The sequence below is a fragment of the Microbulbifer mixtoriginis (SeqCode) genome, from assembly GCF_052468275.1.
In genome coordinates this window covers 2,868,455-2,882,079 of record NZ_CP174341.1, presented here as the reverse complement: position 1 = coordinate 2,882,079, position 13,625 = coordinate 2,868,455, and the positions used below count along the sequence as shown (strand labels likewise).

Annotated in this window: 10 protein-coding genes; 5 read left to right on the top strand and 5 right to left on the bottom strand. The window is 55.5% G+C overall.

Annotation, left to right across the window (positions count from 1 at the left end):
• Positions 1-165: 165 nt before the first annotated feature.
• On the bottom strand, positions 166-1,389 hold the full coding sequence (locus ACJJIC_RS12615) for a CaiB/BaiF CoA transferase family protein (RefSeq protein ID WP_252085753.1): 1,224 nt from the start codon (positions 1,387-1,389) through the stop codon (positions 166-168).
• Positions 1,390-1,530: 141 nt separating this feature from the next.
• Here ACJJIC_RS12615 and ACJJIC_RS12610 point away from each other — a divergent pair, with 141 nt between their 5' ends.
• Positions 1,531-1,848 (top strand): Mpo1-like protein, encoded by a 318-nt coding sequence (locus tag ACJJIC_RS12610; protein ID WP_252085752.1) that lies wholly within the window; start codon positions 1,531-1,533, stop codon positions 1,846-1,848.
• A 6-nt stretch (positions 1,849-1,854) separates the two neighbouring features.
• Here ACJJIC_RS12610 and ACJJIC_RS12605 read toward each other — a convergent pair whose 3' ends face one another.
• Positions 1,855-3,279, bottom strand: a complete 1,425-nt coding sequence (locus tag ACJJIC_RS12605; RefSeq protein WP_444900878.1) for a TyrR/PhhR family helix-turn-helix DNA-binding protein — start codon at positions 3,277-3,279, stop codon at positions 1,855-1,857.
• A gap of 195 nt (positions 3,280-3,474) precedes the next feature.
• Here ACJJIC_RS12605 and phhA point away from each other — a divergent pair, with 195 nt between their 5' ends.
• The 3 genes from phhA (at position 3,475) to ACJJIC_RS12590 (ending at position 6,293) form a co-directional block, all read left to right on the top strand.
• A complete protein-coding gene (gene phhA, locus ACJJIC_RS12600; RefSeq protein ID WP_445357079.1) occupies positions 3,475-4,281 on the top strand; it encodes a phenylalanine 4-monooxygenase in 807 nt (268 codons plus the stop codon).
• A gap of 299 nt (positions 4,282-4,580) precedes the next feature.
• Entirely contained in the window at positions 4,581-5,057 is a 477-nt protein-coding gene (locus tag ACJJIC_RS12595; RefSeq protein WP_252085749.1) for an Lrp/AsnC family transcriptional regulator, read from the top strand.
• A 66-nt stretch (positions 5,058-5,123) separates the two neighbouring features.
• Positions 5,124-6,293: a cation:proton antiporter domain-containing protein gene (locus ACJJIC_RS12590; RefSeq protein WP_252085748.1), complete on the top strand. Its 1,170-nt coding sequence runs from the start codon at positions 5,124-5,126 to the stop codon at positions 6,291-6,293.
• On the opposite strand, the gene ACJJIC_RS12585 is transcribed toward ACJJIC_RS12590, so the two are convergent.
• The 3 genes from ACJJIC_RS12585 to ACJJIC_RS12575 are packed head-to-tail and all read right to left on the bottom strand — an operon-like array spanning position 6,290 to position 12,106.
• A complete protein-coding gene (locus ACJJIC_RS12585; RefSeq protein WP_445357078.1) occupies positions 6,290-9,439 on the bottom strand; it encodes an efflux RND transporter permease subunit in 3,150 nt (1,049 codons plus the stop codon). The genes ACJJIC_RS12590 and ACJJIC_RS12585 overlap by 4 nt on opposite strands.
• Positions 9,432-10,670, bottom strand: coding sequence for an efflux RND transporter periplasmic adaptor subunit (locus tag ACJJIC_RS12580; protein WP_445357077.1), 1,239 nt, complete (start codon positions 10,668-10,670; stop codon positions 9,432-9,434). Before ACJJIC_RS12580 ends, ACJJIC_RS12585 begins: the two co-directional genes overlap by 8 nt.
• Complete coding sequence (locus ACJJIC_RS12575) at positions 10,670-12,106, bottom strand: efflux transporter outer membrane subunit (RefSeq protein WP_445357076.1); 1,437 nt, start codon at positions 12,104-12,106, stop codon at positions 10,670-10,672. Before ACJJIC_RS12575 ends, ACJJIC_RS12580 begins: the two co-directional genes overlap by 1 nt.
• 313 nt (positions 12,107-12,419) lie before the next feature.
• Here ACJJIC_RS12575 and ACJJIC_RS12570 point away from each other — a divergent pair, with 313 nt between their 5' ends.
• Positions 12,420-13,604: an acyl-CoA dehydrogenase gene (locus ACJJIC_RS12570; RefSeq protein ID WP_444885105.1), complete on the top strand. Its 1,185-nt coding sequence runs from the start codon at positions 12,420-12,422 to the stop codon at positions 13,602-13,604.
• The last annotated feature ends 21 nt before the right edge of the window (positions 13,605-13,625 follow it).

Here is a 13,625-nt window from a genome sequence, read left to right as displayed (position 1 = left end):
CTATTTCCTTTATAAGATATAGGCAAAAGATAACCCGTTTACGAGCCTATCGCGATCTATTCACAGCATGTCTTAAAAGCAGGGCTTCCTTGCCTCCCCAGTTAAATCTGACTCGATATTGTGATTTAAGCCCGGCAAAAAATGTTTGCCGGGCCCGGGTATTAACTACACGACGCCGTTGCGGCGCAGTTGGTTAATTTGCTGCTCATCTTTTCCCAGTAACTCGCGCAGTACTTCTTCAGTGTGCTCACCCAATACCGGTGGAGCCTGCTGGTAATCGAGGGCAGATTCGGAAAAGAGTACCGGGTTGCGAACAGTTTTTACTTTGCCGGCTTGCGGGTGATCCTGCTCCACCACCATACCTCGCGCTTGCACCTGTGGATCGGCAAAGACCTCTTCGAGAGTATTGATCGGTCCGCAAGGCACATGGGCTTCGCTGAGTTTTTCCAACCACCAGGCAGAGTTCTGCTTGCGGGTGGCATTCTCAATTTGAGGGATCAGCTCATCGCGGGCTATTACCCGTGAGGAATTACTGACATAAGCGGGATTTTCTGCAAGCTGTTCTATACCCGCGATCTTACAAAAACGCTTGAACTGGTCGTCGTTGCCAACCGCCAACATAAAATAGCCGTCTTGCGAGGGCACAGCCTGGTAAGGCACGATATTGGGGTGGCCTGTGCCCTGGCGCTCGGGACTTTTGCCCGAGGTGAGGTAGTTCTGGGCCTGATTAGCAAGCCAGGACACCTGGGTATCCAGCAGGGCCAGATCGATATGCTGCCCCACTCCCGTCTGCTGGCGGTGCACTACAGCGGCAAGCACCGAGGAAACCGCATACATGCCCGTCATCAGGTCGGCAACGGCCACCCCCACTTTTTGCGGCCCAGCACCAGGCTGCCCTTCGGGCACACCAGTGATACTCATCAATCCGCCCATCCCCTGAATCATGGCATCGTAGCCGGCGCGGTTTTTATAGGGGCCCGTTTGACCGAAGCCGGTAATGGAACAATAAATCACTCCAGGATTAATGGCCTTGATAGCGTCATAATCCAGGCCGTATTTTTTTAGGCCACCTACCTTGTAGTTCTCCAGAAGAATATCGCAGCGGGCAGCCAGTTGTTTAATCAAGCCCTGGCCGGCTTCCGTGGTGATATCTACAGTGACCGATTTCTTGCCGCGGTTGGCGCTCAGGTAATACGCAGCATCGGCGGTGTCATTGCCCTCGGCGTCTTTGAGGTAGGGAGGGCCCCAGTGACGAGTGTCATCACCGCGCTCAGGGCGCTCCACCTTAATCACTTCGGCGCCAAAATCGGCGAAAACCTGTCCGGCCCAGGGGCCTGCAAGAATACGACTGAGATCGAGTACTTTGAGATGCGCGAGCGGTCCTGCCATAACTTCCTCGTTTCACTAATACGGGGTGCATCCCCGAAAATTTTTGCGGCAGACTAACAGATATTCCCGATATGCGCCCAGCTTGGAAGACTATTGAATTGGCCTTACACTGCGGGAGCAATAAAAATAAGGAGGCATAGCATGGCTGCTATAGAAGCCCAAAAATTCGAATCTTTCCGCGACTTTTACCCATTCTACCTGCAAGAGCACAGCAATCTAACCTGCCGACGATTGCACTTTATTGGTACCAGCCTCGTATTTGCCACCGTGATCGCAGCGATCAGCACAGGCAATATGCTGTGGTTTGCCGCTACACCGCTGGCTGGTTATGGTTTTGCCTGGATTGGGCATTTCTTCTTTGAACACAATCGACCTGCCACCTTTAAGTACCCCTTTTATAGTTTTATGGGGGACTTTGTGATGTTTAAGGATATGCTGTTGGGGCGTATTGAACGCTGAACTCGCCTATTTTTTGTGGGCCGACAGGCCGTATTTACGCAGCTTGTTGGCCACAGCGGTATGGGAAATGCCCAACTCCTTGGCTAGTTCTCTAGTAGAGGAGCGCCCCACCAACAATTCACTGAGTAATGATCGCTCCAGCTGCTCCATCATCTCTTTGTAGCTGAGCCCCCTGCCCCATTCCCGCCAGGGTAAACTCGCCGGCACGGTTAAGTCCGGAAGGTCCTCAATATCTATTTTGCTGGCGCCACGACGTTTACAGCTGCCCAGGGCAGCTGCCAGGTAGTCACGTAAACCATTGAAGTTTTGCGGCCAGTCATGACGGCGAATCAGTTCGAGCACCTCCAACGCCAAAACAGGCGCCTCCTGATCGGGGAACTCCTGTCGCAAGAGCGTTTCAGCAAATCGTGGTAGCCCCGGTCGCATATTGCGCAAAGGAGGCAAGACCAAGGAGAGCGCACTAAAGTGCTGAGCTAGAGCCGGCACCAATGACCGAGGCTCGGAACAAGTGGCCACTAAGCGTATTGAAGGTGGCAGGCCGCGCAAACGGCGGGCGATTGTCAGCTGGGCCTCGCCATCCAGCTGATGAAGATCCTCCAAAATTAAGGTTCCAGTTGAGCGCAGATGCCTGGGGATTTCCATTTTCCCATTCTGGGGCACAATACGGTGGCAATCTACACGGGCAGCAGCGGGTGATAAATAATGCACCGCACAGGCAAAAGTAGTTTTACCGGTCCCCGCCTCGCCACAAACCAGCAAAGGAGAATTCAATTCAGAGAGGTCCTGCAGTTGCAGGCAAGTCTCCCGGCGTAAATCAAAATCCCACAGCGCCACAGGGCGTGGAAGTCCTGCAGCAAACTCACTTTTCTCCGCAGGTTGCATACGCAACACGGCACCGGCCAAAGAGTCCACATCACCAGTGTTATCTAAGGCTATCGGTGACCAGTCCACTCGGAAATTTTGACCCCGCACCACAACTGGGAGCCCAAAACGGGGCACCGCAAAATCTCTCAGCAGCTCGGCCACTTGCATCAACGGTAGAAAACGCTGTAACTGTAAACCCGGTACCCGATCGAGACTGACCCCGAAGGCGCGCGCAGCAGCAACGTTAGCGGCAATAACCCGGCCGGCATGGTCCACGCTGAGCACTGGATCGGTCACGTGCTGTAAGAGGGTATCCAGTTCAAAATATCGCCGTTCCAAGGGTAGCAACGAGATGCGCCTGACCCTTTGGACACCGGGAACCCGGTAGAGAGACTTCTCAATAGCCTGGTACTGGGTTGTGAGCATACCTGGCGCCAACAGGTAGACCTTATCTCCACTGTCCCCCCCCAGCTCCCCAGAGGTTACATTAATCCGATATTCGCCAAATATTTGCATAATTTCATGCAAAATACCGACACGATTAGCGCAGGTTATTTCGACTCTCACCAGCCCACCTGTAAAGTTTTCTTTACAAAAAGTGTAAGAGGTTTGTATTGGAGGGCGCAATACCTCCACGCTAAGCCTCCCCTAAAGGCAGGCCTCTGACTAAAAATAGAGGAGACACATAACAACAAGGATTCAGCGGCAGGGCCACTAGCCTTCAACACTTGGAGAGACTGGCAGGCCGCAGGAGACAAAATCATGAAAAAAGAAGCAGCCAAGAAGAGCACCCAGTACGTGGCCCGAGAGCCCAACGCCGAGGGCTTTATTGAGTACACCGAGCTGGAACATCAAACCTGGCAGCGCCTGATAAAGCGCCAGCTGGAGGTATTGCCCGGTCGCGCTTGTGATGAGTATATGCACGGCCTTGAGCTGCTCGACCTGCCCCGCGATCGCATCCCCCAGCTTGAGGAAATCTCCTCTGTACTGCGCAGGGAGACTGGCTGGGAAGTAGCACGTGTACCCGCTCTGATCGGCTTTGAAACCTTTTTTGGCCTGCTCGCCGATCGCAAATTCCCTGTTGCCACTTTTATTCGCACCCCTGAGGAATTCGACTATCTACAGGAACCGGATATCTTCCACGAAATTTTTGGCCACTGCGCCATGCTGACCAACCCGGCCTTCGCCAACTTTACCGAGAAATATGGCCAGTTAGGCCTAAAAGCCTCCCCTAAAGAGCGCGCTTATCTGGCGAGACTCTATTGGTTCACCGTGGAGTTCGGTCTGCTCAGCACCGATGACGGCCTGCGTATTTACGGAGGCGGTATCCTTTCCTCTCCCAAGGAAACCCTCTATGCACTGAGTAATGAACCAGAGCGCTTCGACTTCAGCGCCATCGACGCACTGCGCACGCCTTATCGTATCGACATTGTGCAGCCGGTTTATTATGTACTGAACAATTTGCAGCAGCTGCAGGAGCTTACCGAAATTGACCTGATGGCCATGGTGCGCGAAGCCATTGAGCTTGGTTTGTTCGAGCCCCGCTTCCCGCCGAAGAATGCCGCCTAAAAGTTATCTGCCGGGCGCTACCGCAGCGCCCGGCACTCTCTCTCCCATATCCTTTCAATACCCGCATCCACTTCCTATTTGCACAAAGTGCTCTCATTGAAGTTGCACTTGGGGAAAATTCCACTACCGGCGCAATTCCCATGAGCCTATCGTTACGTCAGGTGGAAAAGGAAGAGGCAAACTACCTGCCAGCCTTCTAACCACCCAGAACATCAAACCACCGCCAGGGCAATGCCAGTGAGGGCTTCTACTTCGATACAGGGACACAAGACCCTAGGCCAAGGGAGCGCTGTAGCACTATGTCCTCACTTGACGCGATTGATAGACACCTGCTCGCTATTCTGCAATCGGACGTCAGCCTTTCTATTGAGGAGCTGGCGGAGCGTGTGGGACTCACAAAGACCCCTTGCTGGCGCCGGGTGCAGAAGCTGGAAAAAAGCGGCATCATCCGCCGCAAGGTCGCCCTGCTCAATGCGGAAATTCTGGGCCTGCCAGTTTCGGTGTTCGCCCAGGTAAAAACCGACCAGCATACCCCGGAGTGGGCAGAAGCCTTCTCAAAGCATGTAGGACAACTACCGGAGGTGGTGGATTGTTACCGAATGGCCGGGGACTACGACTACCTGCTGCGAGTGGTAGTGAGCGATATTTCTGCCTATGACCGCTTTTACAAGGAGTTGATCAGGCACGTAGGCATCAGCGATATCATTTCAAATTTCGCCCTGGAGCAGATCAAAAGCACCACTGAGCTGCCCATTCCCTCAGAAAACCAGGAGTGATAAGGGTTTAGCTGTTCGCCCATCTGTGGATAATGATGAGACCTCGCTCACTTTCAAGGATGACTTGTGGCGGACAGCTCCCTCTTCCAATCCTTCTTTCTCATTTTTAGTGGCGCCGCGATAGTTGCCACCCTGGCACTCTTCGGCCGCCAACCCTTATTAGTCGCCTATATCGCCCTGGGTGTACTGCTGGGACCATCTGGGCTTGCGGTCATCGATAACCTGCGCCTGCTCTCAGATATGTCCAACGTGGGTATCATTTTCCTGCTGTTCCTGCTGGGGCTGGATATGCAGCCCCAGGCATTGGTCTCGGTGCTGCGCAAGGCTACTTTTGTTGGCATTATCAGTTGCGCCATCTTCCTGGGTATTGGTTTTTCTATCGGTCAGCTGTTTGGCTTTACCACCATGGAGAGCTGGGTGATCGGTATGGCCTTGATGTTTTCCAGCACCATTATCGGTATCAAGTTATTGCCTACCACGGTACTACACCACAAGAAGCTGGGGGAGTTGATGGTGGGCCTGTTACTGTTTCAGGATTTTGTCGCCATCGTCTGCTTGATGATTCTGCTCAGTGACAGCAGTGGGGATATGCACCTGGGACAAGTAGCCCTATCTTTCGGAGCCCTGCCCTTATTAGTAGCGTTTGCCTGGGTAGTGGTGAAATACCTATTGTTGCCACTATTTAGCCGTTTCGACCGCTTTCATGAGTATGTGTTTTTGATGGCGCTGGGCTGGTGCATGGGCATGGCGGAACTGGCAGAAACGCTGGGGCTGTCACGGGAGATCGGCGCATTTATCGCCGGCATCACCCTCGCCGCCAGCCGGATTTCCCAGTACATAGCCCTCAATTTGAAGCCCCTGCGGGATTTCTTTTTGATCCTGTTTTTCTTCAGCCTTGGCGCCCAGTTCAAACTGTCAATGCTACCGGAAATTCTGGTTCCTGCACTGGTAACTGCCGTGGTGGTGCTGCTAGCCAAGCCAGTGGTATTCCGCTATCTACTCGGTGGCCACAGTGAACTCAAAATATTGGCCTGGGATATCGGCTTCCGCCTGGGGCAAATCAGTGAATTCTCCCTACTGATCGCCCTACTCGCCTTTAGCCAGAACCTAATCGGCAGCGAAGCCTCGCACCTGATACAGGCCACCGCCATCCTGACCTTCCTGGTGTCCTCTTATATCGTGGTGATGAATTTTCCCAACCCTATCGCCACCAAAGACGAACTGCGCAGGGATTAAACCTGCGCAGGCCTGACTAGGGATTTAATCGCTACTTTCGCCTTCTCCAACAGTAAGGGAATATCCTTTCCGAACATCAGGTAAAGGCAGGGAACCAACAAAAGAGAAATAGCTGTAGCTGCGAGAATTCCGTAGCCGAGGGAAATCGCCATCGGAATCATAAAGCGCGCCTGCACTGAAGTTTCAAAAATCATCGGCATCAGGCCGCAGAAAGTGGTAACCGTAGTCAGCACAATTGGGCGAAAACGGCGCGCCGCTGCGCGCTTAATTGCAGTTTCCAGGTCAGCACCCTCATTGCGCAAGCGGTTGCTGTATTCGATCATCACCAGAGTATCGTTAATAACCACCCCGGCGAGCGCCACCATACCCAGCAGGCTCACCATACTGAGGCCATAGCCCATCCCCAAATGGCCGAGCAATGCGCCGATCACACCGAAGGGAATGGCAATCATCACAATTAATGGCTGTATATAGCTCTTCAGCGGAATCGCCAGCAACAGGTAGAGCACCGCCATAGCCAGCATAAATGTCATCCCCAATGAGGCGAGTCCCTCACGCTCATCCGCCTGACGTCCCTCATAGGAGATACCAAGGCCGGGAAATTCCGCTTTCAGTTGCGGCATCACACTGATATTCAGCTCGTTAATCACCAGTGCCGCCTGATCGCTGGGCTCCACATTAGCAGTAACCGTGGTCACCCTACGCCCTTCGCGACGGTTGATTTTGGCGTAGGCCCGCCCCTGCTCAATTTCGACCAGGTCGAGAAGTGGCAGCCACTGGCCATTGCCGGCGCGGATCATCATATTGTGTATATCGTCCATCGTAACCCGCTCAGTTTCCGGCAGGCGCACCATCACCTTCACCTGGTCGCGCCCGCGCTGTTGACGCAAGGCTTCAGCCCCATAGAGGGAGGCACGCAGCTGGCGGCCAATTTCCTCCGCAGAAACGCCCAAGCTTTTGGCCGTTTCCGTCAGGGTCAAGTCGAGCTGGGTTTTACCGAGAGAAATACCCGCATCGATGTCGCTGACATTGGGGAATTTCTCCAGCTCACCAGCCAAGCGTAATGCGGCCTGTTCCAGTATGTCCGTATCCGTGTGGCGAAGCTCCACAGTGAGAGAGGAACCGGCACCAGGCCCACCGCGATCGGATGCAGTAATTGCGCTGAGAGAACCGGCTATCGGCCCCACCTCCCTTCTCCACTGACGTACAAACTCCCCGGTAGAAAAACTGCGCTGATCCGCCGCAACAAAATAGGCATCCACCTGAATCGCATCGTCCCCAATCATCCCGCGACTGCCGAGGAAAACCCGATCGCGGTCGTACTGTTCGAGCACCCTGTCGGCGGCATCAATAATCTGCGTCCTGGCTTTTTCCAACTGCTGTTGAGGGGTACCGGTAGGGAAAGTTACCGCAAAGCGGCCAGAGTCCCGCTCCACTCGCGGCATTAAGGTAAAGCCCATACGCCCGCTGGCCGCATAGCCCGCCATCACCAACAAGATGGCAATAGCGATGGCAATGGTGCTGTAGCGGTGCGCTACACAAAGGTTCAAAAAGGGACGGAAACGCCTCTGCACAAAACGGTCCAGACCACGAGCCAACAATTTTTGTCGAGCGGCGAAACGGCGGGCCCGCCGACTCTTATAACCCCGACGTGAATGGGCCAGGTGCGCAGGCAAAATAAACAGCGCCTCCACCCAGGAGATGATAAATACCGAACCCACCACGAAAGGAATTACGCCAAAAATCTTGCCCATAAAGCCGGGCAATTCCATTAAGGGAATGAAGGCGACGATATTGGTGAGGATGGCAAAGGTCAGTGGTACCGCTACCTGGCGAGCACCGGCAATAGCCGCCTCTAAATTGCTATAACCTTTCTGCCGCCATTCGTGAATATTTTCCCCCGCGATAATGGCATCATCCACCACAATACCCAGGGCGATAATAAAGGCGAACATACTCACCATGCTGATTGAGATATCCAGCCCGGGCAGAAACAGCAGTGAACCGAGGAAACTGGTGGGAATACCGAGGGTCACCCAAAATGCCAGACGCAATTCCAGGAAGGCACCGAGTACCACAAATACCAGCAGCAGGCCGATAAATCCGTTCTTCAACAGCAGAGAGAGGCGCTCTTTAAAGATCTCCGAGTCGTCATCGCGAATGGTCAGCGTCACTCCTGGCGGCAGGCTGGCTCTGACCTCATCGATCACTTCCCGCGCCGCCTCGCTGACACTCATCGGTGTCTGCTCACCTACGCGGTAAATTTTGATACTGACGGCGGGCTCCCCGTTAAACACCATATTGCGCGCCTCGTCCTCGAGGGCATCGCTGATATTGGCGATATCACGCAGATACACCGGGCCGCCGCCACTGCCACGGGTGACCACCACATTGCCGAACTCGCGCGCCCAATCACGCCGTTCGGTAACCCGAACCAGGATTTCGCCGGCCTTGGATTTAACACTGCCGGAGGGAATATCCACCGCCGCGTTTTTTACCACCTGGGCAACTTCTGTCAGAGTCAGGCCATAGCGCCGCAAATCGTCGCGACGTATCTCAACGGCCACTTCCAGATCTCGAACGCCCTGGGCCTCCAACTGGGTGATACCGCTGTGCGCCTCCAGTTTGTCGTACACCTGCATGGCCAGGGCGCGCAAACTGCGATCATCCAGATTGCCATGCAGGACCAGGTCCAATACGTCGCGCTTGCGCTCGGCCAGACTCACCTGTGGGCGCTCAATGTCACCGGGGAACGTGGTCACCGAATCAATGGCCTGCTGAATATTCTGAAAAACCAGATTGGCATCCGCATCGCCCTCAAGTTCCAGAATCAGTGAAGCGCTACCCTCGTTGGCCGCACCGCGCATCTCTTTAATGCCGACAATACCCTGTACCGCCTGTTCGGCGGCCACCAATACACCACGCTCCACCTCTTCCGGACTGGCGCCGGGATAAGAAATGGAAACCGTCACCCTATCCAGACTGAACTCAGGAAAAACCTCTTTCTTCACCACCAGGGAGAAAACCAGCCCGCCCACAATCAGGACCAGCATTAACAGGTTGGCGGTTACATGGTTGCGCGCCATCCAGGCGATAGCGCCCTGGCGGGTATCAATAGTCGCATCACTTCTTTTGCGCTCAGTCATTGTCACCCCCAGTTTCACGGCGCCGCGCTCCGGCACCTGGGGCCTCACTGGCTGAAGCGGCAGCATCGGCGGGCAGCTCTTTTACCGAACGGGGGCCTGCGGCAATCCGCACCGGCATACCTTCAGTAACGGTGATCAGACGAGTCGTAACCAGGGTTTCGCCACCATTTAGCCCCTTATCGAGCACTGCAAAATCGCCGCTGGTATAGGCAACCTCAACCGGCTGAATACTGGTACGATTGTCGCGCACTACCCAAACCAGGTTGTCATCTTGCAGGGCCGTAAGGGGGATTCGCACCAGCGCCTCCTCAGCTCGTGAGACAATTTCCACCCTGGCCAAATCATTCAGCAAAAGCTGCGGCTGAGAGGGGTCCAATACAGAGAGAGGATCTTTCAATTCCACCAGTACGCGTGCCAGCCGCCCCTGCTCCTCAAGCACCGGTATCACCCGAACAAACTCTCCCTGGCGGAAACTACCGGCGGGCCACTGACTGCCATAAATGCGGACTTCCACATCGCCACTATCCAGACGGTGTAATTGGCTAGCAGGTACCTCAACAGCAATCTGGAAGCGGCTAGCGCTGGCCAAACTGTAGAGATTAATCCCGGGGGATACTCGATCCCCCACATCCACATTACGCGCCACCACTAATGCGTCAAAAGGGGCACGCACTTCGGTCAGGCGCAGATTACGCTGCGCCAGAGCCACCTCGACCTCCGCCGACTGCACGGCTGCTTCGGCCGCAGCTTTCTGGGGTTCACGCAATACCAGTGCACGGTCGGCTTCTCCCAGAGCAGTGCCAAGCAGTTCGTACTCTTCCTGTGCCACCTGCTGCTGCCCCAACTCCTGCTGTAACTCCGCACGCCGGCCGGCGAGGGTGCTCTGAGCGGATTTCAGGGCCAATTGGTAGGGTTCAGAATCAATACGCAGCAGCACTTTACCTTTGGGTAGAACCGCGCCCGGCCCCAGATCGTAGTCGAGCCATTCCACCTGCCCGTCTACCAAAGGCTGCAACTCCGCCAATTCGCGCGCGGTCACTTTTCCCAGGGCGCTTAAAGTCATGGGGAAACTCCCCTGCTCCGCCACAGCCACATCCACAGCCGGCGGTGGCATCTTGCGCTCACCGCGAGAGACTGTGGGTTTCTCCCGCAGCATCCAGGCGGCAATCACAGCTGCCAACACCAGTAAAGCCACAGGTATGAGCGAGCGCGGATTGAACTTCTTTAACATCAACTATTTCCCTCCAAGTACAACTCCAGGTCTGCGGGCTCCGGTTCGGGCAGATCTTGCTGCGGCAGCCCCCCGGACAGTGCGCGATATAATGTGACTCGGTTTTGCAGCAGCTGGCGTTCGGCAGACAACACCTCACGAGCCAGGCTCTGCTGTTCGGTGGTAGCCGTCAGCAGATTGAGAAAATCGACAGCACCGCGTGTATAGGCACGGTTACGCCGCTGCACGATCAGTTCGGATAAACGCTTTCGTTCTCGCAGGTGTTCGAGTTCCCGATTCAAGGCACCTTCGCGAATCAGGGCCTGCTCCACTTCTGACAGTGCCTGGTTCACGGTTTCTCGATATAGCGCCCAACGTTCCTGCAAAGCCGCATCCTGTTGCTGCCGTGCGGAACTGAGCGCACCGCCATCGAAGATCACCCCTTCCAGGGAGGCGGCGATAGCCAACAGCCAGTTCTCGGTAATATCACTGATGAGGCTGGTACCGTTACTGGCCACAGCGGATAGACTCAGTACGGGCAGCCTGTCCGCCCAAGCCTGATCAGCCAGGTGGTAATCCTGCTCCAGCTTGCGCTGGGCTTCCCGTACATCTGGGCGCCGTAGCAACAGTTGCGATGGGATGCCTGTATCAGGCAGGGCCGGCAAAAACGGCAGACTCGCCTCTTTGTGGATATATCCAGTCAACTGATCCGGATTGATGCCCAGTAAAGTGGCCAGTTGCACCTTCAGCACTTCAATATCGGAGCCTGTCTGTTCCAGCTCCTGCTCAGAGCGCTGCACCAACTGGCGCTGCTGCAGCACATCGGCGGCGTCGCTGACCCCGCGTGCAAAACGCGACTCCAGCACCCTGAGAGACTTCCGATTAATTTCCAGCTGCTGCAGCAGTAAGTTGTGCTGCCCCCACTGTTCGCACAGCTGCAACCAGGTTGAGGAGACTTCCGCCGCGAGGCTCAGAGCGGCGGTCTGTAGATTTTGCTGCTGGGCCTGAAGCCCTGCCTCAGCCGCGCTGGCTCCGGCGCGCACGCGTCCCCAGAGATCCAGCTCATAACTGGCAGCGATACGGGTACTCCAGCTGTTACCCTCGTTGGAAGGGTCGGTAAATTCCCCAGAGGAGTAGCGCTGCTCGGTATTTTCTATCTGGGCAGTCACTCGGGGGAAAAGCCCTGAACGGGCTCCACGGGCCGCCGCCGCAGCTTGGCGCAGGCGCCAATAGCTGGCCTGCAAGCTGGGATTATCCCGCAGAGACAGTTCTACCAGCTGGTCGAGCTGTGGATCTTCAAACCCTCGCCACCACCGGACATCGGCCGCCTCAGTACCCGAGGCGCTGAATGTCTGCGGCAGAGACAAAATATCCTGCGGCTCGACAGTCTCAAGGGGCTGAGAGGAACAGCTGGCCAGCAGTGGAACACAAATTGCCAAAACACGGTAAAAGCCCAAGAAAAATCACCGGAAAAGTATTTAAAAACAGGAAAAACAGAGAATTATTGCGCCCATTATCTTCCGACAAAAATAGCTCGCAAGGCGTTTTACCCTTGTTTACACAGCCATGCTCAAACCAGTCTAAATTTTGCTGCCGTTAGGAGTGCCCCATCGCAGCTACTTAGGTATGATGCGCCACAATAAACTGAATGGTCACTGGGTTTTGCCGCGGGATGCTTGCCAATGTCCCTTTCAAGATTCGGCAACTTTTGCCGGATTGGCGACAAACCCCGGTGCCGATTAATAACGGAAGAAGTAGAAGAGACTAGCCATGAGTAAACATCAGCCACTCGCCCACTGGGACGACATCCTGCTGCTGGACCAGCAGTTGACCGACGAAGAACGCATGGTGCGCGATGCCGCACGCGAATACTGTCAGAACAAGCTGATGCCGAGGGTCTTGGAGGCCAACCGCCACGAGATTTTCGACCGTGAAATCATGAGCGAAATGGGCGAGCTGGGCCTGCTGGGCTCCACCATCGAAGGCTACGGCTGTGCCGGTCTCAACTACGTTTCCTACGGCCTGGTAGCCCGCGAAGTCGAGCGGGTGGACTCTGGCTACCGCTCCGCAATGAGCGTGCAATCCAGCCTGGTAATGCACCCGATCTACGCCTACGGCAGCGAAGAGCAGAAGCAGAAGTACCTGCCCAAACTGGCCAGCGGTGAGTGGGTTGGCTGTTTTGGCCTGACCGAGCCGGATGCAGGTTCCGATCCCGGCGGCATGAAAACCCGCGCCAAAAAAGTAGACGGCGGCTACCGCATCAGCGGCGCCAAGATGTGGATCACCAACAGCCCCATCGCCGATGTATTCGTGGTTTGGGCCAAAGATGACGAAGACATCATTCGTGGTTTCGTACTAGAGAAGGGGATGGAAGGCCTGAGCGCGCCGAAGATCGAGGGCAAATTCTCCCTGCGCGCCTCCATCACCGGCGAGATCGTGATGGACAATGTCTTCGTACCCGAAGAAAACAAGTTCCCCGAAATTGGCGGACTGCGCGGCCCCTTCGGCTGTCTGAATCGCGCCCGCTACGGTATTTCCTGGGGCGCCATGGGTGCCGGTGAGTTCTGCTGGCACGCAGCGCGCCAGTACGGCCTGGACCGCAAGCAGTTCAACCGCCCACTGGCTCAAACCCAGCTGTTCCAGAAGAAGCTGGCCGACATGCAAACCGAAATCACCCTGGGTCTGCAGGCTTCCCTGCGCGTTGGCCGCATCATGGATGAGAACAAGCAGTTCGACCCCACCATGATCTCCCTAGTGAAACGCAATAACTGCGGTAAGGCCCTGGATATCGCCCGCATTTCCCGCGATATGCACGGCGGCAATGGTATCTCCGACGAGTTCCACGTGATTCGCCATGTGATGAACCTGGAAGCGGTAAATACTTACGAGGGCACCCACGATGTTCACGCCCTGATTCTGGGCCGTGCCCAAACCGGCCTACAGGCGTTCGTCTAACGCCTCACCGGGCGCCACCCG

Coding starts and splice junctions, on each gene's coding strand:
- ACJJIC_RS12615 (WP_252085753.1), bottom strand. CDS start 1,389: ATGGCAGGACCGCTCGCGCATCTCAAAGTACTCGATCTCAGTCGTATT.
- ACJJIC_RS12610 (WP_252085752.1), top strand. CDS start 1,531: ATGGCTGCTATAGAAGCCCAAAAATTCGAATCTTTCCGCGACTTTTAC.
- phhA (WP_445357079.1), top strand. CDS start 3,475: ATGAAAAAAGAAGCAGCCAAGAAGAGCACCCAGTACGTGGCCCGAGAG.
- ACJJIC_RS12595 (WP_252085749.1), top strand. CDS start 4,581: ATGTCCTCACTTGACGCGATTGATAGACACCTGCTCGCTATTCTGCAA.
- ACJJIC_RS12585 (WP_445357078.1), bottom strand. CDS start 9,439: ATGACTGAGCGCAAAAGAAGTGATGCGACTATTGATACCCGCCAGGGC.
- ACJJIC_RS12580 (WP_445357077.1), bottom strand. CDS start 10,670: ATGTTAAAGAAGTTCAATCCGCGCTCGCTCATACCTGTGGCTTTACTG.
- ACJJIC_RS12570 (WP_444885105.1), top strand. CDS start 12,420: ATGAGTAAACATCAGCCACTCGCCCACTGGGACGACATCCTGCTGCTG.